19 protein-coding genes, 1 tRNA gene and 2 pseudogenes are annotated in these 25,996 nt (G+C 56.4%); 20 read left to right on the forward strand and 2 right to left on the reverse strand.

What is annotated here, in order from left to right; translation table 11 throughout:
• Positions 1-4 precede the first annotated feature (4 nt).
• From OZX67_RS01675 to OZX67_RS09600, 4 genes and pseudogenes are all read left to right on the forward strand, one after another.
• Complete coding sequence (locus OZX67_RS01675) at positions 5-1,312, forward strand: homoserine dehydrogenase (protein WP_277144825.1); 1,308 nt, start codon at positions 5-7, stop codon at positions 1,310-1,312.
• Positions 1,313-1,546: 234 nt separating this feature from the next.
• Positions 1,547-2,878: a homoserine kinase gene (locus OZX67_RS01680; RefSeq protein WP_277144827.1), complete on the forward strand. Its 1,332-nt coding sequence runs from the start codon at positions 1,547-1,549 to the stop codon at positions 2,876-2,878.
• 144 nt (positions 2,879-3,022) lie between these two features.
• A pseudogene (locus OZX67_RS09595) lies at positions 3,023-3,832 on the forward strand (nucleoside triphosphate pyrophosphatase); the annotation flags it as partial.
• Positions 3,833-4,195: 363 nt separating this feature from the next.
• Positions 4,196-4,714 (forward strand): annotated as a pseudogene (locus OZX67_RS09600) (NUDIX domain-containing protein); the annotation flags it as partial.
• A 374-nt stretch (positions 4,715-5,088) separates the two neighbouring features.
• Here OZX67_RS09600 and OZX67_RS01690 read toward each other — a convergent pair.
• Positions 5,089-6,030 (reverse strand): AEC family transporter, encoded by a 942-nt coding sequence (locus OZX67_RS01690; protein ID WP_277143576.1) that lies wholly within the window; start codon positions 6,028-6,030, stop codon positions 5,089-5,091.
• 357 nt (positions 6,031-6,387) lie between these two features.
• On the opposite strand from OZX67_RS01690, the gene dapE reads away from it, so the two are divergent.
• From dapE to rplA, 15 genes are all read left to right on the forward strand, one after another.
• Positions 6,388-7,578: a succinyl-diaminopimelate desuccinylase gene (gene dapE / locus OZX67_RS01695; protein ID WP_277143578.1), complete on the forward strand. Its 1,191-nt coding sequence runs from the start codon at positions 6,388-6,390 to the stop codon at positions 7,576-7,578.
• Positions 7,579-7,871: 293 nt separating this feature from the next.
• Positions 7,872-10,982 (forward strand): Rne/Rng family ribonuclease, encoded by a 3,111-nt coding sequence (locus OZX67_RS01700; protein WP_277143580.1) that lies wholly within the window; start codon positions 7,872-7,874, stop codon positions 10,980-10,982.
• A gap of 211 nt (positions 10,983-11,193) precedes the next feature.
• The gene (gene rplU, locus OZX67_RS01705) at positions 11,194-11,502 is read left to right on the forward strand and encodes a 50S ribosomal protein L21 (RefSeq protein ID WP_277143582.1); all 309 of its coding nucleotides are present in this window, start codon (positions 11,194-11,196) and stop codon (positions 11,500-11,502) included.
• Positions 11,503-11,542: 40 nt separating this feature from the next.
• The gene (gene rpmA, locus OZX67_RS01710) at positions 11,543-11,794 is read left to right on the forward strand and encodes a 50S ribosomal protein L27 (protein WP_277143584.1); all 252 of its coding nucleotides are present in this window, start codon (positions 11,543-11,545) and stop codon (positions 11,792-11,794) included.
• Positions 11,795-12,329: 535 nt separating this feature from the next.
• A complete protein-coding gene (locus OZX67_RS01715; RefSeq protein ID WP_277143586.1) occupies positions 12,330-12,593 on the forward strand; it encodes a hypothetical protein in 264 nt (87 codons plus the stop codon).
• A 7-nt stretch (positions 12,594-12,600) separates the two neighbouring features.
• Entirely contained in the window at positions 12,601-12,828 is a 228-nt protein-coding gene (locus OZX67_RS01720; protein ID WP_277143588.1) for a hypothetical protein, read from the forward strand.
• 35 nt (positions 12,829-12,863) lie between these two features.
• Positions 12,864-15,302: a hypothetical protein gene (locus OZX67_RS01725; RefSeq protein WP_277143590.1), complete on the forward strand. Its 2,439-nt coding sequence runs from the start codon at positions 12,864-12,866 to the stop codon at positions 15,300-15,302.
• A gap of 203 nt (positions 15,303-15,505) precedes the next feature.
• The gene (obgE, locus tag OZX67_RS01730) at positions 15,506-17,209 is read left to right on the forward strand and encodes a GTPase ObgE (RefSeq protein WP_277143592.1); all 1,704 of its coding nucleotides are present in this window, start codon (positions 15,506-15,508) and stop codon (positions 17,207-17,209) included.
• Positions 17,210-17,466: 257 nt separating this feature from the next.
• Entirely contained in the window at positions 17,467-18,600 is a 1,134-nt protein-coding gene (gene proB, locus OZX67_RS01735) for a glutamate 5-kinase (protein ID WP_277143594.1), read from the forward strand.
• Positions 18,601-18,958: 358 nt separating this feature from the next.
• Entirely contained in the window at positions 18,959-20,164 is a 1,206-nt protein-coding gene (locus OZX67_RS01740) for a pyridoxal phosphate-dependent aminotransferase (protein WP_277143596.1), read from the forward strand.
• A 331-nt stretch (positions 20,165-20,495) separates the two neighbouring features.
• Positions 20,496-20,571, forward strand: a tRNA-Trp gene (locus tag OZX67_RS01745).
• A 29-nt stretch (positions 20,572-20,600) separates the two neighbouring features.
• Entirely contained in the window at positions 20,601-20,828 is a 228-nt protein-coding gene (gene secE, locus OZX67_RS01750) for a preprotein translocase subunit SecE (RefSeq protein WP_277143598.1), read from the forward strand.
• Positions 20,829-20,858: 30 nt separating this feature from the next.
• Positions 20,859-21,773, forward strand: coding sequence for a transcription termination/antitermination protein NusG (nusG, locus tag OZX67_RS01755; RefSeq protein ID WP_277143600.1), 915 nt, complete (start codon positions 20,859-20,861; stop codon positions 21,771-21,773).
• 303 nt (positions 21,774-22,076) lie between these two features.
• Entirely contained in the window at positions 22,077-22,505 is a 429-nt protein-coding gene (rplK, locus tag OZX67_RS01760; RefSeq protein ID WP_277143602.1) for a 50S ribosomal protein L11, read from the forward strand.
• Between the two features lie 14 nt (positions 22,506-22,519).
• Positions 22,520-23,215 carry a 50S ribosomal protein L1 gene (rplA, locus tag OZX67_RS01765; RefSeq protein WP_277143605.1) on the forward strand — a complete coding sequence of 232 codons (696 nt, stop codon included), beginning with the start codon at positions 22,520-22,522 and terminating at the stop codon, positions 23,213-23,215.
• A gap of 139 nt (positions 23,216-23,354) precedes the next feature.
• Here rplA and OZX67_RS01770 read toward each other — a convergent pair whose 3' ends face one another.
• Entirely contained in the window at positions 23,355-24,557 is a 1,203-nt protein-coding gene (locus OZX67_RS01770; protein WP_277143607.1) for an IS1249 family transposase, read from the reverse strand.
• Positions 24,558-25,297: 740 nt separating this feature from the next.
• On the opposite strand from OZX67_RS01770, the gene OZX67_RS01775 reads away from it, so the two are divergent.
• A complete protein-coding gene (locus OZX67_RS01775; protein WP_277144828.1) occupies positions 25,298-25,975 on the forward strand; it encodes an HNH endonuclease family protein in 678 nt (225 codons plus the stop codon).
• The last annotated feature ends 21 nt before the right edge of the window (positions 25,976-25,996 follow it).

Genomic DNA, 25,996 nt, shown 5'->3' on the forward strand with positions numbered 1-25,996 from the left:
GGGCATTCACAGCAATTCGACCCCGATCCGCGTAGGTCTTCTGGGCGTGGGAACCGTCGGTTCCGAAGTCGCAAGAATACTTACCGAGCAAAAGGACGAACTCCAGCAGCTCATCGGCCATCCGCTCGAAATTTCCGGAATCGCCTGCCGCAATCCCGAAAAAGTCACCTTTCCTTGGATCGATAAATCCCTGCTCACCACCGACACCAAATACGTCGCCACCCACAGCGACATTCTGGTCGAGCTCATCGGCGGCCTCGAACCTGCTCGTACGCTGGTTCTGAAGGCGCTCGATAGCGGCGCGTCCGTGGTCACGGCCAACAAGGCGTTGCTTGCGAAATATGGCCCGGAAATCTATCGCGCGGCCGAGGAGGACGGCGTCGATATCTACTTCGAGGCGGCCGTTGGCGGCGCGATTCCGCTGGTCCGTCCCCTGCGCGAGTCGTTGGTGGGCGACAAAGTGACCAGCGTTTTGGGAATCCTCAACGGCACCACCAACTACATTCTCGACGAAATGACCACCAAAGGCCTCAGTTTCGAGGTGGCTTTGAAGGACGCGCAGGCCAAGGGGTACGCCGAAGCCGATCCGACCGGTGACGTCGAGGGTGAGGACGCGGCGAACAAGGCTGCTATCGTGGCCTCGCTAGCGTTCCACACCCCGGTGAACATCGATGACGTCACCATGGAAGGTATTACAAATATTACCGCCGACGACATCGCGTTGGCAAAGGGCGAGCATAAGGTCATCAAGTTGCTTGCCGTCGTGCGTGACGATGAAGACGGCGTCTCCGCTCGCGTCTATCCGGCTTTGATTCCCGACGACCACCCGCTAGCCAGCGTCCACGGAAGCTACAACGCGGCATTCGTGCATGCGCAGGCGGCTGAAGATCTGATGTTCTACGGTCGTGGTGCGGGCGGTGCTCCCACGGCATCGGCAGTTATGGGTGACGTTGTCACCGTCGCGCGGCACATCGTGCAAGGCGCCACCGGCCCGCAGATTTCGATGTACCAGAAACTGCCCAAGGCCCCGTTGAGCTCCTCCCGCGCTGCGTTTGCCGTGCGGTTCTGCATCTGTGACCGGCCCGGCATCCTTGCCGCGATTTCCAAGACTTTCGCCGACCACAACGTCTCCATCAACGGCATCAACCAGGACTTGAAGCCCACCCCGCACGACCCCGGCTATTCGGGCGAGCTGCAGACCCTGCGCGTCGTGACCCACCAGTGCAGCGAAACCACCTTGCGTGAGACGGTCGATGACGTTTGCAAGTTCGATTTCGTCGTCGGCGAGCCTTCGATTTTGCGTGAGATGTAGGGCTTAGCTCGTTATCGGCCTGCTGCGTTTGAAATTTAGACCCGCGTTCGTTCCCACACGATACGTTGATTTCTTTTGGTTTTATTGACGGTAAACTTACCGTTCGATAAAGTCGCGAGGGAATGATCCGCAACCGTGGGCATCTTTTGCCGTGTTTGCGCCGGCGGCGTTATCCTGTTGCTATCGGTTGGTAATAGTGAATAGTCGTTAGACGAGGAGACGGTTATGGCAGGAATGGCACCGAAAGTTCGGCAGGTCAAGGTGCGCGTGCCCGCCACGAGCGCGAATCTGGGCTCCGGTTTCGACACCGTCGGCTTGGCGCTGGATTATCACGACGAGCTCACATTTACCATTAACGAAAACGAACCGGTAGATAATCAGGAGAATCGTAAAGGCCAAGATTACCAAGTTGGTCAAGAAGACCAACATAGCCAATCCGGCCAATCCAATAAGACCGACCAATTCGGACAGCAAAGCCAAAGTGGCCAATGCATCCAACATATTCCTTCCGGCTTTTCCGGCACCACTGCCAAGGTAATCATTCATGGCGAAGGTGAGGATACGTTGCCCCGCGACGAAACGCATCTGGTGGTTTCGGCCTTCCGCCGAGCCTGCGAGGCGTTCGGTCTGCGTCGTTTTGGTTTCACCCTTGAAGCTCAGAACAACATTCCGCAGGCGCGTGGCATGGGTTCCTCGGCAGAGGCCATTGTCGCCGGCATCGCCGCCGCGGCCGCTTTCGCGCAAGGTGACGCCGATTTCAACCGCGAGACGATTTTCCAGATGGCCGCCTCGATGGAAGGCCATCCCGACAATGTTGCCCCTGCGGTCTACGGCGGGCTCACGGTTTCGTGGAATTTTGAGACCGCGGAAGGTGTGGGAAGCGTAGGTATTCCGGGCGGCGAGCCGCTGCGTGCCGGATTCCACACCGTCAACTATCCGGTGGCGAAGGCCATGACCGCTGCCGTTTTCGTCCCTGATTTCGAGCTTTCCACGCAAAAGGCGCGCGAGGCCTTGCCTCAGAAGCTGCCATATAAGGATGCGGTGTTCAACATCTCTCGTGTCGCGTTGCTCCCGGCCGCGATGAACCCGGTAAGCGTTATGAACGGTTCGACGGGCCAAGCGTCAAATGTTGAGCCATCGGTTCGTGATAACGGCGATAAGCCCGGCCCCGACGCTGCCCTTGCTGCCGGTCATCTTCAATCCCCTCAAGAAAACGACAGAGCCGACAATTCGACTTTCCGATTCCAGCAAGGCCAGTCACAAGGCGATAATCCAGCCATCGCCTCGCGTTCCAACGCCCTGCTGTTCGCCGCCACGCAAGACAGGCTCCACCAGCCTTATCGCAAAGGACTAATGGTCCCCTCATGGAAGCTGATTGAAACCTTGCGCGCCAAGGGTTTCGCCGCTGCCGTCTCCGGAGCCGGCCCGTGTGTTCTGGTTCTCCACTACGGCGATGCCTCAATCGAAATCGACGAGATTGCAGCTGCCCAGCTCGAAAGCGGTCACTGGCGCGTCCTCCATCTTCCTGTCAGTGCGCAAGGCGTTCAAGTTGAGATCGAATTATAGCCTGTAGCCAAGCCGACAATGAAGTGTTATTGTTCGTAATTTCTCATATTTATTGGGTTGGACCTGACATCTGCCGCGAAATTTGGGTAGGGTAGACCTAGATTCGTTTTATGTCGGTTGTGCCCTTGAAATGTTTGGAGTGTTATGTCGATTCCCCTGATTCTCGCCTCGCAGTCGCCTTCGCGGCGCAATGTGCTCAATGCCGCCGGCATCAGCCCGACCATTCACGTCTCGCACGTCGATGAGCCGGCTGCTGTTGCCGCCGAGGCCAGGGCGCGTGGAGTGGCCGTCGAGTCTCTGAGCTGCGAGCAGCGCGTGATGATTCTCGCGCAGGCCAAGGCATGGAGCGTGTATCAGGCTTATCAGCAGGTTGCTCAGGCAGCTCGGGACGCGGGCGGCGAGCAGGTCACGGCTTATCCGCTCGAGGCCGAAGAACAGAACGATAACTCCGAGCGTAAGCCAAGCCCGACGAAACCGGCGAACGGTGATCCGACGACGTTGACCCGCGATTTTTCCGGCGTTTCGGTGCCGGTCGAGGCCGAGCCGATGAAACAGGCGCTGGCCGAGCACCCGGGGTTCGCCGCAGCCAAAGTCGGCCCGTTGATTATCGGCTGCGATTCCATGTTCCTTTTTCAGGGCGAGGCACTGGGCAAGCCGCATACCCCGGAAGTTGCGTGGGAACGGCTGAGCGCGATGCGCGGCAAGTCGGGGGAGCTGTGGACCGGTCATTGCCTGATTGATTTCGCCAGCGGACGGCAGGAACTGGCTTCGAGCCATGCCACGGTACGTTTCGGTGATTATTCCGACCGTGACATCGAAGCGTATATCGCGTCGGGTGAGCCCTTGGAAGTGGCGGGTTGCTTTACGTTGGAAGGCCTCGGCGGTGCGTTTATCGACGGCGTCGACGGCGACCCGAGCGGCGTGCTTGGCTTGAGCCTGCCGTTGCTTCGTCGAATGGTCGAGAAGATGGGTGTCGCTTGGACGGATCTGTGGAACGCCGGCCTTGGCAAGGTGGCAGCGGAGAAGCTGGAAGCACAAGCTGCGTCGCAAGTTGCCGATGGTTCGCAGTTGCAGGATGATGCGGTTTCAGAGGCTGTGGGAAGCGCGCCGCAATCCGAGAGCGGTCCGGGGTCCGCTGATGTTGAGGATTCGGCCTCAGCAAATGACGGAAATGTCCGTCATGATACCAAATCATCGTCGGCGAAGACCAAGTCAAATATCGGGAATATTGATACTGATACTCAATCACTATCTGCAAGAACTAAGGCCAAAGCTGTTGCTGCGAAAGCCAGGGCGAAAGCGCAGGCGGCGTCGGTGGTTCCGCCGAAAGACAACGTTCACCAGCCCGGAGATGGTTGGGTGCAGTGCGCGTGCGGCCGTCGGCACTGGGGGCTGAACGGTGCCGCAGGAGTCCTGCTCGCCCGTCGTAGCAAGGAAACCGGTGAGGTCACGGATGTGGTGATGCAGCACCGTGCGATGTGGAGCGCCGAAGGCGGCACCTGGGGCATTCCCGGGGGTGCGCTCGCAGACGGCGAAAGCCCGATCGAAGGTGCGTTGCGCGAAAGCTACGAGGAAGCCAATATCACCCCGGAGGATATCGAGGTGGTCGGCACCCATCGCGAGGAGCACGGGCCTTGGGCCTATACCACCGTTTTCGCCTTCGAAAAGCCGGGCCACGAGGTCAATCCGCATCCCAACGATGACGAAAGCATGGAAATCGCTTGGATTCCGATCGACGAGGTGCCCAAGCGCAAGTTGCTGACCGCGATGAACGCCGATTGGCCGCACTTCGTCGAGCGCCTCAATATCCTGGCCAACGATTATCGCGACAAGTAATTGGCGCCTTGATTCGCGTCGGCAAAGGCGGAATCCAAACTTACGTTTGATTTGCATAGCTTATATCTGATATGTTGTCGGTTCCTGGAATTCGGCATAAACGGCATTTGAAGCGGCTGGTCTTCACGTTTGCAGCATTGAACACAAAATCAGAATGACTAGAGGTTCAGTGCTGTGTTTTCTTATTGTGTCTGGGAAATAACCGCAGAATGACGTGCATTTAAGATTGCCGATTGTTGCATTTGTAGCAGGGAATGAATTATTCGGCTTAGATGCTTCTCAATGCTGTGTCTTCACAGTACCGATACGTTGATAATCCATTTAGAGGTTTCGCTGCTGTTGCTCAGGTGACAGACGGAATCCTTCTGCCGCTTTCAGCTTAAAAGCGCGGCGATGATGGCGATGACGATAGGGCTGGTAACCGTGGAAATCAGCACGCCGTCGCGGGCGAAGGTCATGCCGACGTTGTAGCGGGCCGCGTAATTGTAGACGTTCTGGCCAGCGGGCAGCGCCGCGAGCACGACGCAGGCGTAGAGCACCTTGCCGCGGAAACCCATGATGAAGAACGCAATCAAAAAAGCGATGAACGGCATCACGATGTTCTTCAGAATCGTGACCCCGATGACAGCGGAACGTGAACTCTTGTTCTGCATCGGCTGGGAGCCGTGCAGCGACATGCCGAACGCCATCAGGATCATCGGCACCGCGGCCTGTCCGATCATGTTGACCGGGTCGTAAATGAACTTCGGAATCGGATAAAAACCGATCCAAGCGGTTATGGCCGAAACGAGAATCCCGCCCAGCGAGCCGATCAAAAGCGGCTGGTGCAACGGCTGCATCAGTGCTTTCTTGAGCGACATCTTGCCAGTGGTCGTGTAGTCCAGAACCGTGAGCGCGATAGGCGTGAAAATCGCCTGCTGCATCACCAGGATCGGCGCGACCAACGCGGGGTTGCCCAGAATGTAGGTAGCGATGGGCAAGCCGATATTGTTGGAATTCAGATACAGCGAATTGAGCGCGCCGACCGTCGCATCGGCCGGTCCCATATGGTAGAAAAGCTTGTTCAGAATGAGGAAGAGCACACCGACGGCCAGCGCCGAAAAGAACGCGACGAAAATCGAGGGATGGAAGATCTCCATAATCGGTTCTTTGGAGAGGATTGCGAACATCAGAAACGGGTTGGTGACGAAGAACGCGTAACGATTCAACACCATTTGCGCGGTGGGCCCGCCGATATTGAAACGTGCGGCGACGTATCCGGTTCCGATGATGATGGCGATGACCACAAATCCCTGCATCGCACTCAGCAAACCCATGAATCTCTCCCTTGGCTGCGACCTACATAAGCCTTGCCACCCTTCAATATAATCTCATTGTCCGCAGTTTGTGAAGGTCCGTCTCAGAAGATATTTGGTCGAAAACCGTCGTTCAGTATATTTTACGGCATTATCGCTGCGATGCCGGTGAAGAAAAATTTGGTGATGTCAGTTTGAAAGTACCTGCTTTGGCATGCGGTGTAAAGCCAGTTTTGTCTTCGATTTGACCGCTCAAGGTTTCGATACGTTTCAATTAGTTTCTATAATTTCCTACGTATCGAATTTGTGTCACATTGATAATGCGTACGGATTTGACAGATGCGTGAAATCCGGGAAACGGTCCGCTAGGATGAAACCATGAGTTTGACGATACAACAGGGAACTACGCGCAAGGCCGCGCTCAATGGACTATTCGAAGCATTGATGGAATCGTATTCGGTATCCGATGACGAGACGGCGCTCGCCGACGATGTGGAGGCGTTTCTGCATAATCAGCCGCATCTGACGGTTCACCGTATGGGTGACACCGTGGTCGCCTCGACTTCATTCGACCGCGAACAGCGGGTCGTGCTCGCTGGTCACCTTGATACGGTTCCGATCATCGGTAATTTCCCTCCGGTCTGGCTTGAGCCGGGGGATAAGCGGATTCGCGAGGACGTGGCAGCAAAGGCGAAACCTGGCGAGCGCGTGATGTTCGGCCGTGGCGCGACGGATATGAAGGCCAGCGACGCGGTGATGCTCTATCTGGCGGCCACAATGACGTCTCCGAAATACGACCTTACGTATGTTTTCTATGACCATGAGGAAGTTGTGGCCGAAAAGAACGGCCTCGGGAAAGTCGCCAAGGCCCATCCCGAATGGATACAGGGCGATTTCGCGATTATCGGCGAGCCCACGGATTGCGGCATTGAAGGTGGCTGTAACGGCACCATGCGTTTCGACGTCGTCACCCACGGTGTCGCTGCGCATTCCGCACGCGCTTGGATGGGGGAAAACGCCATTCATAAAGCGGCACCAGTACTCGACCGGCTTGCCGCTTACGTTCCGCAGGATATCGAGGTGGACGGCCTGGCCTACCGCGAAGGCGTCAACGCCACCCTGATTTCCGGGGGCAAAGGCACCAACGTCATCCCCGACGAATGCCGCATCCACGTCAACTATCGTTTTGCTCCGGATAAGGATTTGCCGGCTGCAAAAGCGTTGATGATGGGTGCCGATGCCGGTGCCGAAATGGGCAACGGCGAGCACAAGGCGACCGGCGGCATGTTCGAAGGCTTCAATATCGAGATGAAGGACGAGTCGCCTTCCGCCCGCCCAGGTATGGACGCGCCGCTTGCCGTTTCCTTGGCCGAACTAGTCGAAAAGAAGACCGGTCTAAAACCCCAGGCCAAGCTCGGCTGGACCGACGTCGCCCGCTTCTCGTCCATCGGAGTCCCGGCGGTCAATCTTGGCGCAGGTTCCCCGCTTTTGGCGCATAAGGCCGATGAACAGATCCCGGAAAGCCAACTCACACTGCTTGCCGATATTCTTGAGGATTGGCTGCGATAGTGGGTCAATCGATTATTTGGTGGAGGCTTCGCGGGTAATTTACGTAGTTTGCTCCATATTGGCCCATGATGGACGTATAATAAAAGTTGGTGATTCTGCAAGTTGCCGAATTCCGATGGCGTTGATCCCCTCGTGTGCTAATCCGCGAGTGCCGGTGTCCGCCGTGACGAACGTAGACTTTTAGATTGCCGGCTACGAGCGCAGATGTTGCGTGGCCGCGGTGAGAGCGCGGTGTGAGAGCCGTAGACGGCCGGATAAGCCGACATGATTGCAGCATGTCGACGAGGAGCATTGTGCCCAGAGTAACCCGAGGCGGGGTCGGTCAAGCCGACGACGCCAAACAAAACGATACCAGTTTATCTTCTTCATCTTCACCTGCGGAAAGCGAGACCACGACCCGTCGCCGTACGGTTCGGCGTCGCGTGGTGCGCGGTCCCGGCGCTGCCGGTGCCGACGTCGCGCTGAAAGTCGAAGAGCGTGAAAGCGCCAAAACCGCAAAGGCCGAAGAAAAGTCCGATGAAAACGGAGCCGAGACGGGCTCGAAATCGACAGACTCGAGGGGTAGCAGAGCATCTTCCACTTCGCGTCGTGCGAATGCTTCTGCATCCGGCACGGTGAGGAGAACGCGCGCACGTAGCCGTGTCCGCAATGACGAAGACGCGAATGAGGAATCTCAAACACTCGGTCGAAATGCTGGAAGTAGCAAATCTGAGGAATCGAACGAATCTTCCGCTTCGGGCCGTAGCCGCCGTACGAGCGCTGCAAGGTCCCGCAGCAGGTCTGCCGATTCCGTATCCGCAAGTGAGGCCAAAGCGGAAGCCAACATCGAAAGCGCTGAGGAACGTGTCATTGACGCCGTAGAGGGGCTTCCGAAAGGCCACGAAAGCCATCACACCCCGCGTCCGATGACATCGTTGCTTTTCCAAGAGCCTGTGCTTCCTGGTGAAGACGGAGATGACGAGAGCGAAGAGCCCAAGGTCACTCGGCGGCGTTCCCGTTCACGCGCAGCTGAGGAGAGCGAGAAAGACGAGAGAGGTTCGCGTCGTTCCGGGCGTGGCAGCCGTTCACGCCGAAGCTCCGAGCGCGATGATGAACGTTTGGACGAAGAACAGGACGAACGTCGGGGCAGGTCAGGTTCCAGGCGTGGCAGGAGCAATGATCGGGACCGCGATTACGAGGACGACAACGAGAATTTCTCGCGTATGGTCCGTCGTTCGCGTCGTTCTGGCGATGATGACGATATTTACGACGAAGAAGCCGCCGAGCGCACTGAGCGTCGCACGCACCGTCGTCGTAGGCTGAACGCCGAAGAACGTCACGCCGCAGACGAAATCGAACAGATCGAGGAAGACCTCGAAGACGATGACATCACCTATCGTCCCATCGACGATGTGGAAGCCGAACAATCCGGAGGGCGGACACGCCGCGGGCGTGGCAGCGAACGGAATTCCCGTCGTGAGCGTGGCGGACGCGGTTCTTCGCGCGGTAATCGTGACGACGCTGAAATCGATGATGAAGACGAAAGCGAAGAGCGTGGTTCTCGCGGCGGGCGCAAGGGTAATGGCGAACGTAACGGGCGTGACAGCCGTAACGAGCGTGGCGATGACGACCACGGTGAAACCCGTCGCCGTCGCAGGCGCGAATCCGAAGAGGACAGTGACGATCAGCCGCTGACCCGTCGCCGTCGCCGCCATCGCGGTTCCAAGAACGATGACACCGGCAATAGCCGCGATTCGTCGCGTTCCGGCTCGCGTCGCTCTCGCAAACAGCAGTATATCGACGAAATCACCGATATCGAAGGCTCCACACGTCTTGAGGCCAAGAAGCAGCGTCGCCGCGACAACCGCCGCGAGCGCAGCCGTCAGAACCAGCTGATCGAGCAGGACTTCCTCGCCCGTCGCGAGAACGTCGACCGTCTGATGGTCGTGCGCGAAAAGGGCCAGCATACCCAGATTTCCGTGATTGAGGACAACGTGCTCGTCGAGCATTATGTTTCCGATATCCAGGAGGTCGCGACCGTCGGTAACATCTACCTGGGCCGCGTGCAGAACGTGCTTCCCAGCATGGAGGCCGCGTTCGTCGACATCGGCCAACCGCGCAACGGCGTGCTTTACGCCGGCGAGGTCAACTGGGACGCCACGCGTCTCGAGGGCCAGCCGCGCCGCATCGAACTCGCCTTCAAGTCCGGCGACCCCGTTCTGGTTCAGGTCACCAAGGATCCGATCGGGCACAAGGGCGCCCGCCTGACTTCGCAGGTCACGCTTGCGGGTCGTTTCCTCGTGCTTGTTCCTTCAGGCGGCATGACCGGCGTGAGCCGCAAGCTGCCCGAACGCGAACGCGGCAGGCTCAAATCGATCGTCTCCAAGATCGCCCCGAAGGATATGGGCGTCATCATCCGCACGGCAGCCGACGGTGCCAGCGAGGACGCGCTGAAGAAGGATCTTGAAAACCTCAAGCGCCAGTGGAGCAAGATCGAGGACAAGCGCAAGCTCTATCACAACGGCAAGCGCGCTAAGCTTCTGCAGGGCGAGCCCGACGTCGCCATCCGTGTGGTCCGCGACATCTTCAACGACGACTTCTCCAAGCTCATCGTCGAAGGCGACAAGGTCTACGAACGTATCGAGGAATACCTCGACACCATGGCCCCTGACTTGAAGGATCGCCTCGAAAAGTGGGACCCCGAGGAGCATCAGGGCAAGGACGTCTTTGACAAGTGGCAGATCGACTCCCAGCTTCGCAAGGGCATGGAACGTCAGGTCTACCTGCCAAGCGGCGGCTCGATCGTCATCGACCGCACCGAGGCCATGACCACCATCGACGTCAACACCGGCCGGTTCATCGGCAAGGGCAAGTCGCTTGAGGAAACGGTCACCCGTTGTAACCTTGAGGCGAGTGAGGAAATCGCCCGTCAGCTGCGTCTGCGCGATATCGGTGGCATGATCATGATTGATTACGTCGACATGGTGATGCCCGCCAACCGCGACCTCGTGCTGCGGCGTCTGGTCGAGTGCCTCGCGCGCGACCGCACCAAGCATCAAGTGGCCGAGGTCACTTCGCTGGGCTTGGTGCAGATGACCCGCAAGCGCATCGGTCAGGGCTTGGTGGAGGCGTTCTCCGAGGAATGCCCGACCTGCAAGGGCCGCGGTTTCATCCTCCACGACGAACCCACGATTTCCGCCGATTACGCTGATCCCTACGCGATGAAGGGCGGCGACCCGTTCGTGCACACCAACAAGCACGGCCACGGCAGCGCCCCCGAGGTGCAGGCCCCGAAGGGCTCAAGCCCCGCGGTCAAGGCCAAGTTGGCGCAGATCGCCGCGGCTGCGGTGGCGGCCAACGATGAGGAAAAGGAAGAGGCATCCGAGTCGGATTCGTCCTCTGATTCCTCGACCGATAAGGACTGAGGAAATTAGTTCAAAGTTCCCGGTTTCACTTTCGCCTTTCTTTTGTGAAATCGGGAACACAACACCCCAAGCCGCCCGCAACGTACCGACATGCCGTTAGGATTGGTTGACGTTAGTACGTAGGTCGGTGTACTCTAAAAGACTGGTGTCTGGCCGTGGAAGTCGAAGACGTGCTGGGCAGTTTAGCTTTCGAAATAGCAAGGAACGAGATATGTACGCGATTGTGAAGGCCGGTGGCCATCAGGAAAAGGTCGAGGTCGGTGACGTCATCCTGGTCAACCGTCTCAATGCGAAGAAGGGCGATACCGTGGAGTTCCCGGTCGCGCTCGTGGTCGACGGCGCCAAGGTGACGCTCGCCGCCAAGGATCTTGCCAAGGTTTCCGTCAAGGCTGAAGTCGTTGACGATGAGGCCAAGGGTCCGAAGATCAATATTCAGAAGTTCAAGAACAAGACTGGTGTCGCCCGTCGCAAGGGTCATCGTCAGCCGCTTTCCGTCATCAAGATCACGGCAATCGCCTGATTGTAGAACAACGGTAATTAAAGACTGAAAGGAACAGACAATGGCACATAAGAAGGGCGCATCCGCTTCCCGCAACGGTCGCGATTCAAGCGCACAATACCTCGGCGTGAAGAAGTTCGGTGGCGAGCCTGTCGTCGCCGGCAACATCATCGTTCGTCAGCGTGGCACCAAGTTCCACGCCGGCCAGAACGTCGGCACCGGCAAGGATCACACCTTGTTCGCTCTGTCCGACGGCAACGTGAAGTTCGGCATTCGCCGCGATCGCAAGGTCGTCGACGTCGTCTCCGAGTGAGATAGTCGAGCCTATCTAGTTATTAACAAAAGGTCGTACCCCATGCGGGTGCGGCCTTTTGGTTTTTGTGCATAGTCGGGCAAGTTGCGGTCTCACTCATTGGAGTGCATGTTTTGGGGTTATTGACCTGGAACGTGTCTCTGGTCGGTTACGTTGGGGGTATAGGGTAGCGGTGTGGAATTCGTGCCAGTCGATGCCGAAGCCGTATTCCCTCGGACGCGCCCCAGGTGTGTGTAGGTAATTTCCTGTGCCATTGCGGAATTGTGGACAGATTTCTCGGTTTTATTGGTTCAGTGCATAATTTGGTTTATTTTCAGTTTGAATTCAATAATCTTTCATTTATATTGATAATCCGGTGGATAGTCTTTAAAACACCTCAAAAATTCGATGGACAATTCGCAGAATGCTCTAGTAATTATGTGGATAATTCAGCGGCTGATCCCGCGACACGCCTCAAATGTGGATAACCCCTATCATCCGACCACATCACCCGATTTTCCCACGAAATTCGTCCAATTTCCTGTTCAATGGAACCATGAACGAAGACCCGATTATCCACCCGCGCATTCACGAGCGCCATCCCGACATCACCGATGATGACGTGAAGGCTGCATGGTATTCATTGATGGATTTCAGCCGTAGAAAAAGAAGTATCAATCGATGGATTGCTGTCGGCCTAGATGGTAAAGGAAGGTCGATGGAGCTAATATTTTCGATGAATAGCGATGGCCGTTGGGTTATATTCCATGCCTATACTCCACCGACAAAAGGTATACTGAAAGAACTTGGACTGATTTAAGGAGGTAATGATGAATCGAGAAGAAATCAATCGTAGTCTTGGTGTAACAGAAGAACAGCTGGATCAGTGGGATAAGGAAATCGAAAACGGCGAATGGCACGTAGACCCGGACTCAATTATCCACGTTAGACCGATTACCCCTGAGATACGGGCATCTATTGATAGGGCAGTGGCATATTGGGACGCTCAAGATGCCAAGAAAGCGAAGAAGCAGGTCGCTGGAATAACTGCGTAGTGCTTTGATATTCGTAAAAACACAATGAGGTGGCAATGACCGGCAAAGAGCTTGAGATTTGGTCAAGTAAAGATACAGATGTAACGATTACTTATTCATATGGTTTCGGCGATGACAGACCAACGATTTCAAAGACCGGCAACGATGACGATTCCGTGCTTGACATTTCTGTCGGAGATTCCATCAGAGTTGAAGGAATCGAGATTGACGACGATCAAACGATCGATGAAGATCACCGAATAGATTATGGTTTGGCAGCTGCGTCCGGGGTTTTGTCCGCTGCTGTTGATTCTTTGTTTGTGCGTAGTTTTTCCCTGGACAATGCTGAGAGCTGGGGTTCTGAGAAAATCAATAATTTTGTAGTCTCTGTCGCAAAACTTGATTCGAAATTTAAAGGTAATTCAATAGAGGAAGCTATTCCGTTTTTGGAAAAGCGTCATCCATTTGTAGGTGATAAGGCTACAGCGCAATTTGGAGGCGGTCTACAGCACCATCTCAGGGATTTCTCTCACCATTTTGGTCTGGACGGTTTGGCTTTTTCCCTGCTTACGCAATTCACAGGATGTGTATACGGCACTGACACGCACGGTGTGTTTCAGGCAATCAAAATCGTCGACGACAAAGGTTTAATAGGCAAAACTCTTGAAAAGAAGATTTTCAATGGTACTGTTGAATGGTTCCTTCACATGGTCAGCGACATGGCCGGTTCAAGTAACAACCCTGGCGAAGGAACGGGAATACCTGGCCCAATTCTCTCGATTTTGAAAGATATTTCAACACTTCCGATTTTCAAAGATGGCAAGGTCGACTCTCTTGACTTTAGAAAGCTGATTTCAAAACTCTTCAACGGCACTTTGCTCGATACAATCAACGAGCAGGGACGCAAAGAGCCAAGACGCCTTGATTTTCGTGGAGAGTTTGGCGTCGCTCATGAATTGGGCAGGCAGGCAATTCCGGTGGTTCTCAATATTGTTCTGGTACGGGTTTGCTATGTTTTGCACAGGCTATACCAAGAAATCAAAAACCGGAGAATAAATGATTTCAAGGAACTCAGACAGTTGGAGATTTCTGATATCCCGCCTGATCAGGATTCAGTACTGACACGAATGGATACGATTGCTTCAGCCACTTTCGAGCTTTTGGATGTCACTGATGCCAGCATTCGTACTGTGCTAGAAAATGGTTTGCACGCTGAGGCGGTACAATATCTGAAAAGTTTTGTGGTTCGAATAAATCTTGCCGGTGTCACCTACTTGACTATTTCCATAGTTACTGATGCCAAGAGAGTGCTGGGTAACCATAACGAGGAAAGGAAGCAACGGCAAAAAGAGCGTGACGAGGAATATGCGAAGAATGAGGAGCGTGCGTTCGCTGCCTTTACTCTTACCCATGAGCAGATGTCTATCCTTTATTCGCTCGAGCGTTGCGCCGTCAAAGTAGATATTGAGCACACGAAGAATGCCCAAAAAAGAAACGCCAAAGAAGCTTGGCTTGACGAGTGGCAAGGAAAGCTGGCGAAAGAATTCAGTCTTTATGACGAAGACGAGATGTATCGGAGGGTTGATTCCGAAGTAAAACGCAGCAATGAAGAGTGGATTCATGTGGTTGCGTTGGAGGCGGCATTGTTCACTCCTTACGCCGATTTAGGAAATCATGCAAGTAGGAAGAAAGAATCCTCGGACGAAACTCGTCATGAGAAGCATGATGGGAAGTTGCCGTTTGACAATGCTTACTTGGATGACATTTGGTGCGTCAAGTGTCCCGTTATGCATGAACAAGAATGTTCTCGACTCAAGAAGACATTTGAGAAATATAAGGGCATCGTTAGTGGCAGCAACAAGCATAAAGCCATAGAAGTGGCTGGAACTGTTGCTCTTATCTCCGTTGGCGGAGGTGCGGCACTGATATTTGCTCCTGTGATTGCTCCTGCGGTAGCAGCTTATACAGCCGGTTCGGCTGTTGCCGGTTTGTCGGGCGCTGCCTTGACCAGTGCAAGTTTGGCCGCGTTGGGCGGAGGGTCGCTTGCTGTCGGAGGCTTGGGCATGGCAGGAGGTACCGCTGTGATTGCAGGCGGCGGTGCTGTACTCGGCATGCTTGGAGCTGGTGGATCACTCACCGCGGCTTCTATGGTGATGGGCTCGTCAGATACCTATATTTTGGATGAATGTTCCAAATTATTGACGGTGTGCAAAGAGATTCTTTCTGATACAGAGGAACGCCGGCAAGTTATGATGGGGCTTCAAGCACGGCTAGACATTGAAATCAACCAGTTAGAGAATTATTTCGAGATGGCATCGCAGCTATCGAAACAAGGGAAACAACAGGGAAGATCAGAGCAAAAGACGGACAAAGCAATAATCAAGAGAATTAAAAAAAGCCTTCGTTATCTCAAGAAGACCGCCAAAGAACTTCAGAAGCTTCTTGATGAAGAAAACGCAGATTCTTCATTACCTGAACTTACGACAGATAAATAGTTTTGAAGGTACTTGTTGGTAGTCGAGTTGATTGCTTGATTGGAATTTAAGATAAGTTTTGCTTAATTAGCCTGACTCTAATTTCCGCAAATTGTTCAAATTCATAGGGGAGGCAATACCGGAACTTTTGCCCAAAACGATAATTTTGCGTCTCGTCGGTGGGGGTATGGGAAGATGAATACCCACCGGTAAGGTAAGGAAATATGACAGACTTTGTAGATAGAGTGACCGTCCACGTCAAGGGCGGAGATGGCGGCAACGGTTCCGCAGGTGTGAAGCGCGAGAAATACAAGCCGCTGGCAGGTCCGAACGGAGGCAACGGCGGGGACGGCGGTTCCGTCATCTTTGTGGCGGATGCCAACGCCAACAACCTTTTGGATTATCGTTTCGTCCCGCACCGCAAGGCCGAAAGCGGCACGATGGGGTTGGGCGACACCAAGGACGGTTCGAAAGGCGCCGACGTGGTGCTGCCCGTTCCGTCGGGAACGGTGATTTTCGAAGCCAAGGGTGCGCAAGGCAAAGCCAAGCACCCGGGCCGTGAGCTGGCCGATCTGCGCCACGCCGGTGACAAGTTCGTCGCTGCTGCAGGCGGTATGGGTGGTCTTGGCAACGCCGCGCTGGCCAACAAGACACGCCGCGCCCCCGGCTTCGCGCTGCTTGGTGAACCGGGTGAAGAACGCGATGTGATTCTTGAGCTCAAATCCATTGCGGACGTCGCTTTGGTAGGCTTCCCGTCGGCTGGCAAGTCCAGCCTGATCGCCGCGATGAGCGCTGCGAAGCCGAAAATCGCCGATTATCCCTTCACTACGCTGGTACCGAACTTGGGTGTCGTGAAGCTTGAGGAATACCGCTATACGATCGCTGATGTTCCGGGGCTCATTCCCGGAGCTTCCGAAGGCAAGGGGCTCGGCCTTGAGTTCCTGCGCCATATCGAACGTACCGAAATCATCGCGCACGTCATCGATTGTGCCACGCTGGAACCTGATCGCGACCCGATTTCCGACTACCATGCGCTGGAAGACGAACTGGCGAAGTATGCGGCCCAGCTGAAGCTTCCGCTTGGCGTCATCCCGATTCCCGAGCGTCCTCGCGTCATCATCCTCAACAAGGCCGACGTGCCCGAAGCCAAGGAATTGGCGGAATTTGTGCGTCCCGAGTTCGAGAAGATGGGGCTCAAAACCTTCATCGTTTCGACAGCCTCTCATGAAGGTCTCAAGGAGCTTGGTTTCGCTTTGGGCAAGATGGTGACTGAGCTGCGAGCGAAGTTGGCCAAGGAAGAGGCCGAACGTGATGAGGAACGCGTGGTCATCAAGCCGTTGGAGCAGCCGGCACGTAGGCGTCGCCGAGCCGATGACGAACGCGGCACCTCGCTTGATTTCAATGTCGAGCGCGAGACCAACCGTAGGGGAGCCGTGTGGTTCGCCGTCACCGGAGCGAAGCCGGAGCGCTGGGTGCGCCAGACCAATTTCGACAACGACGAGGCCGTGGGCTATCTTGCCGACCGCCTGGCTGGCTTGGGTGTTGAAGATGAACTGCGCCGTCACGGTGCCAAACCCGGTGACGAGGTGCGTATCGGCAAGGGCGAGAACGCGGTCGCCTTCGATTGGGACCCGACCATCGCTGCCGGCGCGGAAATGCTCGACGGCACTCAGTTGGGTGCTCGAGGCAAGGATCTGCGCTTGGACGACGGAGCCGATGGCAACCGCGTCCGCCGCCGCACCAACGCCGAGCGTCGTCGTCAGTATCATGAGATGATGGACGCGAAAACCGCCGTACGAGAAGCCATGCGTCAGGAGCGCTTCGCCGGCCACTGGGCTGACCCGAGCGTCGACGACGACCGTCACGACGAACACGCGATTTTGGGCGGCCATGATGATGACATCGAGAACGCCACCAGCGATAACTGATGTGGAATCGCAGGGACAGCCCTTGAATTTGCGGGGTTTGTCCCGGCTGATGTTGTCTAAATTAATGAGGATTGTGATTCGGCAATGTCGGCTGAAACAATTTGGCACCGACTGTTTCGCGGCGACCGGTGAAGGCATAGGTTAGCTTCATATATGCCATTCATGGTTGTCCATATATAATTTGGGATGAAACGAGAAGCGTTTTGCCTTTCTGTGAAGGTGACAGATGGCGCAAAACGCAAAACAGGTGACGGTTAATGAACACAGCAAGTGAATCGCAGGTTCGCCAATCGGTGGCGGACGCGCGAACCGTGGTGGTGAAGGTCGGTTCCAGCTCGCTGACCAAGCCTTCCGGCCATTTGGATACGGATAAGGTCAGTGCTTTGGTCGAGGTTCTGGCGCAGCATGCCAAAAACGGCACCCGCATGGTGTTGGTGTCATCCGGTGCCATCGCCGCAGGCTTTGGCCCGCTAGGTTTCGACTCGAGGCCGGACGATGTCTCGACCCAGCAGGCCGCAGCGTCGGTAGGTCAGGGCGTGTTGATGCAGCATTATGAGACCGGTTTTGCCCGTTACGGTGTGCGTGTCGGCCAGATTTTGCTCACCGCCGATGACACGATGCACGCTTCCCGCTATCGCAACGCCCAACGCACGTTGCAGCGCCTTCTTGACCTTAACGTGGTGCCGATTGTCAACGAAAACGACGCGCTGGCGACGAACGAAATCCGTTTCGGCGACAACGACCATCTTTCCACGCTGGTCGCCAACTTGGTGCGTGCAGACGCTTTGATCCTGCTCACCGACGTCGATGGGCTTTACACCACTCCGCCTTCCATGCCAGGAGCCGAACGAGTCGGTTTCGTCCCAGACGCCGACGAGATTCTGAATGAAGTTTCGGTGGTTGGCAGTTCGTCCGGCGTCGGCACCGGCGGCATGGTCACCAAGCTCGAAGCGGCACGTATAGCAGTCAATTCCGGTATTCCCGTCGTGCTGACCAGCGCCGATAATATAGAGGACGCGCTGAGCGGCAAACCTACTGGTACGGCGTTTGCCCCGTCTCAACACCGTGATTCCTCGCGTCGCCTGTGGATTGGTTTCGCCGCGAACCCGCGCGGTTCGTTGATTGGCGACAAAGGTGCCATCAAGGCTGTTCTCGGTGGTAAAGCCAGCCTGCTTGCAGCCGGCGTGCTTGAAGTCCACGGCGATTTTTCCGCCGGCGACCCTGTCTGGATTAATGACGAAGAGGGCAATCACATCGCCAAGGGCCTCTCGAGTTTCGATTCCGACGAAATTCCCCACACCCTCGGCCGCGACACCTCCCAACTCAAACGACTCCTGGGCGAGGAGTATGCCCATCCGCTGGTGCATCGCGATAATCTTGTTCTGTTGTAATATTTCCGCAAGGTGGTAGTAATCCCGGCTGCTGGCTACTGGAATTTCGTAGGGATAACCCATTTTCGTAGTATCGATCATGCATTTGGAAGTGAATTTCAAATTCGTTTCGGGATTTGGTTGTGATTCGCCAGTCGTGAAGTCTTGGAAACAAAGTAGCAGTCGCACGAGCCCGACGGCTGTTGGAGTTCAAAGCGTTATTCGTCTGTGATTAATTGATTTCAGGGTTTGTGGAATGGCGACACCATAAAGTTTGAGAATACGTCCCGATTTCGTTATATGCACATCCGCCTCGTCAATTCGCCACGGCGGTCTAGTCTTAAGTTGGTAATGACCACTTAAGAGCGCGGGAGATAAAATGGCAGAGTGGCAGATGTTGAGTGACCGTATCAATTCCGTGGCGCCGAGCGCTACCCTGGCTGTGGATTCTAAGGCAAAGGCGATGAAGGCCGCGGGCGTCGACGTCATCGGTTTCGGTGCCGGCGAGCCCAATTTCCCGACTCCCGATTACATCGTTGACGCGGCCGCCGCAGCGTGCCACGACCCGAAAAACCATCGTTACACCCCGACCCCGGGTCTGCCACAGCTTCGCAAGGCCATCGCGGAAAAAACGCTGCGCGACTCCGGATATGAAGTCTCGCCCGACCAGATCGTGGTGACCAACGGCGGCAAACAGGCCGTTTACGAAGCGCTCCAGATTCTCATCAATCCCGGCGACGAGGTTATCATTCCCGCTCCCTATTGGACCACATATCCGCAGGCTGTGAAACTTGCCGGCGGCAAGCCAGTCACTGTTTTCAGCGGTACCGAAAACGGCTTCCAGCCCACGGTCGAGGCGCTTGAAGCCGCACGTACGCCGCGTACCAAGGCCATTTTCGTCAATACACCCTCAAACCCGACCGGTGCGGTATGGAGCGAGGAAACGGTGCGAGCCGTGGGTGAGTGGGCCGTCGAGCACCACGTCTGGGTCTTAAGCGACGAGATTTACGAACACCTCACCTATGACGGCGAAAAGACCGCGTATATCGGCGCTGTTGTGCCACAAGTGCGCGACCAGCTTATCGTCCTGAACGGCGTTGCCAAGACCTACGCCATGACCGGCTGGCGTGTCGGCTGGCTTATCGGCTCCATCCCGGTTGCCAAAGCTGCTGCCAAACTGCAGGGCCACATGACCTCCAACGTCGCCGACGTTTGCCAGCAGGCCGCGTTCACGGCCGTTTCCGGCTCGCTCGATGCGGTGGCGATGATGCGCAAGGCCTTCGACAAGCGTCGCAAGGCCATCGTCACCGGTCTCAACGCCATCAACGGCGTCACCTGCCGCACGCCTAAGGGCGCGTTCTACGCTCTCGCCGATGTCACCGCGTTGCTGAACCGTCCGCTCGGCAAGAACGGAAGTGTCGCCAAGACCTCCTCGGAGCTGGCCGAGCTGCTCCTTGAGGAAGCCCACGTTGCCGCCGTCCCCGGAGAAGGATTCGGCGCCCCCGGTTTCCTGCGTTTCTCCTACGCGCTTGACGACGACGATCTGGCCGAAGGCATGCGGCGTTTCAAGGAATGGGTCGGCTGAAAACAACTGTCTGCGAGGTTTCGCCGCTTGCCGGTGCTGCCGGACAACCGTAAAACACCCGCGTTGTCGGCGCTGTAAGGTGTCGTTTGAAAGCGACGCCCGATGTCGGTTTCGCTGCATTTTATGGCATACGGCGGAGCTGTGCTTATCGCCGTTGTCAGTAAGATCGTTTGTCGTTTGAAACGATGTATTTACAGTGCCCCTGCGATGTTTGCCAGGCTTTCGCCGCGACACGTGGAGTGGACGAAAGCAGTAAAAGAGGCTAGACTATCTCCTCGGCGGTTTATGTCGTATGGTCTCGTGCTTCGAGTATCGTAGACAGAGTTCACCTAGGGAAGTGGCGCAATTGGTAGCGCAACGGTCTCCAAAACCGTAGGTTGTGGGTTCGAGTCCCGCCTTCCCTGCCAAGTAATCACAAGCCAAACGAAGGACGGATATGGCGAAGGCACACGAGTCTGAAGAGAGCGTCAAGCCGAACATTTTCATGCGTATCGGCTTGTTCATCAAGCAGATTATCGACGAATTGCGTAAGGTTGTCACCCCGAGCGCCAAGGAGCTGGCCGGTTGGTCGGTTGCAGTGTTTCTTTTTGTGATCATTTTGATGGCTCTTGTTTCGGGAATGGATTTCGGTCTTGGCAAACTGACCCTCTGGATCTTCGGCTGAGCGTAAACGATTTTAAAGGTGACTAACAGCATGGATAATGAAGTAAATCTTGAAGGCTTGGACGCATTGTCCGATTTGCCGAACGACGAGCAGTCTGCGGATACGTCTGCGGCTTCCAGCGTCGATAGTGCGGCACAAGATGCCGTTGCGGGTATCGAAAATGCGAACGCTGCGGAAAAGACTTCCGATGATTCTGCGGATACGGCTTCTGCCGAGGGTTCTGAGGTCTCCGAGGCTGCGCCTGAAGGCGCTACCGAAGCGACCGATGACACTGCTGCTGAAACGTCTGCCGATGCTGCGACTAACGCCGAAGGCGAAGACGCCGACGATGCCGGTGCCAAGGCCGTCAAGGAATTCTCCAAGAGCCTGCGTGGTCTGGACGGTAAGTGGTATGTGCTCCACACCTATTCCGGCTATGAGAAGCGTGTGAAGGCCAACGTCGAGTCGCGTATTCAGAGCTTCGGCCTTGAAGACCAGATCTTTCAGATCGAAGTGCCGATGGAAGAGGTTGAGAAGCATACCGACAAGGGCAAGAAGGTCGTCACCCGCGTGCGTGTGCCCGGTTACGTGCTCATCCGCATGTGGCCCGACGAGAACGCCCGTCGCATCGTCCGCGAGACGGAAGGTGTCACCGGTTTCGTAGGCCCCACCAAGGAGCCCGCGCCGCTGAGCCGCAAGGACGTCGTCAAGATGATGGCTCCGATGATTGCTTCCGAGGCTTTGAAGGAAGCGGGCGACAAGCCTGCCGCAGCCAAGAAACGCACCGTCGAGGTCTCCTACAAGGTCGGCGATCAGGTCACCGTCATCGACGGCCCGTTCGCCACGATGGCCGGTGCCGTTTCCGACGTCGAGCCCACCACGCAGAAGCTCACTGTCCTGGTCTCCATCTTCGGCCGCGATACGCCGGTCGAGCTTGGTTTCAGCCAGGTCGAGAAGATCGTCTGAGTCGCGTTCCGTTCAGTTTTTTGAGTAATGATGCCGCAGGTCGCAAGGTCTGCGGCATCATTCGTATCAGAGTTATTGTTACTGATTTGAAGAATAACGGTTCTTGAATCAGTATTGCCATTGTCGCGCATGGTTGGAATAATAGAAAGGCTTGTGTCTGGAGGGGAGACCCGCTAGCACAGCACAGCAATATCAGTTGCGGGAGGAGACCCGTGACACTGATATACCAAGGTTTTCTGATATATCGCAAGGTGTCGTGGGCGACCGTCATTACCGCACGGACAATGAAAAGGAGCCATTTCCATGGCTAAGAAAAAGGTCACTGCGCTGATCAAGCTGCAGATCGAGGCCGGCAAGGCCAATCCTGCCCCGCCGCTCGGTCCTGCCCTCGGTTCGCATGGCGTCAACATCATGGACTTCTGCAAGTCCTACAACGAAGCGACGAAAGACAAGATGGGACAGGTCGTTCCTGTCGAAATCACCGTCTATGAGGATCGCTCGTTCGATTACATCCTTAAGACCCCGCCGGCCGCAGCGCTTCTGCTCAAGGCCGCCGGCATCAAGAAGGGCACCGACAACCCGCTGACCCACAAGGTCGGTTCCGTGACTTCGGCACAGGTCCGTGAGATCGCCGAGACCAAGATGGCCGATCTGTCCGCTCGCGACGTCGAGGCCGGAATGAAGATCATCGCGGGCACCGCCCGTTCGATGGGTATCACGGTCGAAGGCTGAGGGAGGATAGACAGATGGCTAACAAGCATTCCAAGAAATATCGTGAATCGGCCGAGAAGGTCGACGGCAGCAATCTGTACACCGCTTCCGAGGCTATCGCACTGCTGAAGAGCATGCCCGAGCGCGGTTTCGATGAGACCATCGAAGCCACCTATCGCTTGGGTGTCGACCCGCGTAAGGCGGATCAGCTGGTCCGTGGCGTGGTCAACCTGCCCAACGGCACTGGTAAGACTGCAACGGTCCTCGTGTTCGCACGTGGCCCGAAGGCTACCGAAGCCGCTGAGGCCGGCGCCGACATGGTCGGTGACGACGACATGGTCGCCAAGGTGCAGGGCGGTTTCCTCGACTTTGATGCCGTGGTCGCCACTCCCGACATGATGGGCAAGGTCGGTCGTTTGGGCCGCGTGCTCGGCCCCCGTGGCCTCATGCCAAACCCGAAGACCGGCACCGTGACCATGGACGTGGCCAAGGCTGTCAAGGACATCAAGGGCGGCAAGATCGAGTTCCGCGTTGACAAGAACGGCAACCTGTCGTTCATCATCGGCAAGAAGTCCTTCGATCAGAAGGCTCTGGAAGAGAACTTCCAGGCTGTTGCCAACGAGATCAAGCGTCTGCGTCCTTCCACCGTGAAGGGCCGCTACATTTCCAAGGCGACGCTCACCTCGACGATGGGTCCCGGCGTTCCGCTGGACCTCGCCCCGCTTTCCTGAAGCGTATAACGCGCTTTAAAGCGTAGTCGAATCGATAAGTTGCCCGGTACCCCGCAAGAGGTGCCGGGCAACTTTTCTTTTGTTGGACAATTTTGGAGTTAAGTAAACAAAAGTGTGTCTTATGACGTCCGGATGGTGGTCATGCCGAGTATCCGGCCCATCCGTGTCTGATGCCGAAGCCTGATTCGTAGGCGTTTACCGCGGGGTCTTGGGGGTCCGTCTGTTGCACGGAGCGCCGGTCGAGGCCGGGCAACGGGATGGCGTCGTGCTCCTCCTCTCGTTTCGGTTTTCCTTTCCGGAGCCGGTCTTTGGCGATCCGTTCCGGGTCGGGGTCGCGGGTCTTCATATAGAGGATCCATTCGCAGATCCTTCTGGCGTGTTCCGGGCTGAGGCCGTTGTGGCGGCGCATGGCGTCCTTGACCGGCTTGTTCACGCCGCCCTCGAGCATGTTCGTGTTCCACGCGACCGGCCCTCCGGCCGTCAGGGAGGGGTCGAGCCATGTGAAGAGCATGCCGGCGGCGTTGAGGCGGTTGAGCCGGTGGTAGGCGTCGCGTGCGCGTTGGTGGGTGAACCAGGTGCGGCGGAAACCGGTGTCGGGGTCGCGGGCCACGGTCCGTTCGTCCAGCCATTCCTTGTTCCCCGCGTACCATTCGTTCAGGTCCGCCAGCCACTGCCCGGCCTGTTCCGGGGTGCCGCAGCGCTTCACGTTCACGAGCCTTCTGGCCAGCTTGTAGAGCGTCTTGCCCGGCTCGGTGCGCGGCCTGGAGGTCAGGTCGGCCCTCGTGTTCCGGAGCACGTGGACCAGGCAGCGCTGCACGCGCATGCCGGGCCATGCCTGGCCGATGGCGGCGAGGCAGCCGCGCCCGCCGTCGCAGACGACCGCGTCGGGCCGCGGGATCCGGCGGAACAGGGCGAGCCAGGCGGCCTTCTTCTCCGTGTCGCACCACTGCAACGCCAGCGGCGCGCCGTCGTCCGCGTCGACGGCGATGAGCAGGCACCAGCCGTTGAGGTACGTGCCGTCCACCTCCACGCAATGCGTTTTCGGGGGCTTCGGCAGCCTGGGCCTGATCCGCCAGCACCAGGCGGTGCGTTTCGCGAACCCCTGTCGGGTGGCGACCCCGATCGCCCGGGCGGCCTGCTGGACGTCCGTGCGGCCCAGCGCCCACGAGAGCCATGAGCGGAACTCGGCCAGGCGCGTGGCGTCCGGCCTCGCGGCGACGCCGCTCGCCGAGCACGCGTCGCACCTCCAGCGCTGCCGTCCGGCCTTCGTGTATCCGTTCCTGCGCATCGGCAGCCCGCACAGCGGGCAGCGCCTCGCCCTCGACGATTTCCGTTTGACCATACCGCCATGCAACAGCCAGCACGCCACCGCACCGAAGTCAAGCCGGAAGACACGGAAACCCGTTTTAACGCCCGGGACGTTAAAAACAGCGTCAAACACTTACTCCCACAAGGCCCGAAGGACGTCATAAGACACACTTTTGTTTACTTAACCCCAATTGCTTTCCTGGCTTATAGGCCAAAAGCGTTGTTTTTAGGATTGGCCTTCCCGTCGATTGCGCCGTCTATCATTTTCGGTTTCCGTCTCTCTAGTCCCATCTATTCCATTGCCTCGCTCATCTCATTTAGTTCACCCACCGCGTTCTGATTTTCGTTTCTACTTACTGTATTTCTATTTTCTCGATTGGTTTTCGCCAATGGGAAACACAATAAAATAGCGGTTTTCACGCTTATGGTTTGGTCATGGAGGTTTGACCGAATTCTCCGTATTGGTATGTTCCAATAAAACGTAATATCAAGAAATCTTGATTTTTCCGTAAAACGACGTTCGTTTCTTGCTTTTCCCTCCGTTTTTTTATATCCCTGAATCACGGTAGGTGTGATCGTTGCGTTGTGTTTTCAACACAATAAGAATTATTCGGGTAGAACTAGAGGATAAACATGATGATTTGGCACAATAGAGAGGCGATTTGCTCGCGACCTAATAATTGTTGCCATCAGCCTATAAAACATCGCAGAAGAGCTATTAATGCCCATTTTCGGCGTCGACGGATTAACTTCAACAGTTTACTGGTACGATTTCTGATTCTGTTGGTGGCTGCCTGCCTTATCGGCGTCGCCACCGGTTTGGTGTTGCCGAAAGTGAGCAGGCCACTTGCTCAAATGACTGGCCAGTACGTGGCCACCGGCCCAGTGGCGCAGGTGCTGGCGACGCTGCCGGTCGACGATCATCCGAGTACGCGCGGTTACAACCGTGATTCGTTTGGCTACAACACCACCGATGACGATGGCGACGGCTGCACCATCCGCGACGACATCCTCAAGCGCGATATGACGGCAATTCGATACAAGGCACCGAGCCCTTGCCAGGTCAAGACGGGTGCGTTGAAAGAACCGTATACCGGCAAATCCATCCGTTTCGTGCGCGGCAGGCAGACCAGCGCGGCGGTGCAGATCGACCATGTGGTGGCGCTGGAGAACGCCTGGCAGTCAGGCGCGAATAAATGGGACGCAGCCACAAAGCAGCAATATGGCAATGACGCCTACAACTTGTTGGCCGTCGACGGCCCTGCCAACCAGCAAAAAGGTTCCGCCTCGGCCGCCTACTGGCTGCCATCAAACCGCAGGTTCCGTTGCGCCTACGTCGCTCGCCAAGTTGGCGTGAAGCAAAAATACAACCTCACGGTGACGACCCCTGAAAAGCAAGCCATCTCGAAGGTCCTACGCACCTGTCCAGCGCAGCAGATTCCGAAACAATGACGGGATTGATGAGCTATCGGG

It is taken from the genome of Bifidobacterium sp. ESL0728, from assembly GCF_029392015.1.
GTDB lineage: Bacteria > Actinomycetota > Actinomycetes > Actinomycetales > Bifidobacteriaceae > Bifidobacterium.

What these genes read in the sequence shown, in the direction of transcription:
- OZX67_RS01680 (WP_277144827.1), top strand. Translation starts at nt 1,547, where the DNA reads ATGGCACCGAAAGTTCGGCAGGTCAAGGTGCGCGTGCCCGCCACGAGC.
- OZX67_RS01690 (WP_277143576.1), bottom strand. Translation starts at nt 6,030, where the DNA reads ATGGGTTTGCTGAGTGCGATGCAGGGATTTGTGGTCATCGCCATCATC.
- dapE (WP_277143578.1), top strand. Translation starts at nt 6,388, where the DNA reads ATGAGTTTGACGATACAACAGGGAACTACGCGCAAGGCCGCGCTCAAT.
- rplU (WP_277143582.1), top strand. Translation starts at nt 11,194, where the DNA reads ATGTACGCGATTGTGAAGGCCGGTGGCCATCAGGAAAAGGTCGAGGTC.
- rpmA (WP_277143584.1), top strand. Translation starts at nt 11,543, where the DNA reads ATGGCACATAAGAAGGGCGCATCCGCTTCCCGCAACGGTCGCGATTCA.
- OZX67_RS01715 (WP_277143586.1), top strand. Translation starts at nt 12,330, where the DNA reads ATGAACGAAGACCCGATTATCCACCCGCGCATTCACGAGCGCCATCCC.
- OZX67_RS01720 (WP_277143588.1), top strand. Translation starts at nt 12,601, where the DNA reads ATGATGAATCGAGAAGAAATCAATCGTAGTCTTGGTGTAACAGAAGAA.
- OZX67_RS01725 (WP_277143590.1), top strand. Translation starts at nt 12,864, where the DNA reads ATGACCGGCAAAGAGCTTGAGATTTGGTCAAGTAAAGATACAGATGTA.
- obgE (WP_277143592.1), top strand. Translation starts at nt 15,506, where the DNA reads ATGACAGACTTTGTAGATAGAGTGACCGTCCACGTCAAGGGCGGAGAT.
- proB (WP_277143594.1), top strand. Translation starts at nt 17,467, where the DNA reads ATGAACACAGCAAGTGAATCGCAGGTTCGCCAATCGGTGGCGGACGCG.
- OZX67_RS01740 (WP_277143596.1), top strand. Translation starts at nt 18,959, where the DNA reads ATGGCAGAGTGGCAGATGTTGAGTGACCGTATCAATTCCGTGGCGCCG.
- secE (WP_277143598.1), top strand. Translation starts at nt 20,601, where the DNA reads ATGGCGAAGGCACACGAGTCTGAAGAGAGCGTCAAGCCGAACATTTTC.
- nusG (WP_277143600.1), top strand. Translation starts at nt 20,859, where the DNA reads ATGGATAATGAAGTAAATCTTGAAGGCTTGGACGCATTGTCCGATTTG.
- rplK (WP_277143602.1), top strand. Translation starts at nt 22,077, where the DNA reads ATGGCTAAGAAAAAGGTCACTGCGCTGATCAAGCTGCAGATCGAGGCC.
- rplA (WP_277143605.1), top strand. Translation starts at nt 22,520, where the DNA reads ATGGCTAACAAGCATTCCAAGAAATATCGTGAATCGGCCGAGAAGGTC.
- OZX67_RS01770 (WP_277143607.1), bottom strand. Translation starts at nt 24,557, where the DNA reads ATGGTCAAACGGAAATCGTCGAGGGCGAGGCGCTGCCCGCTGTGCGGG.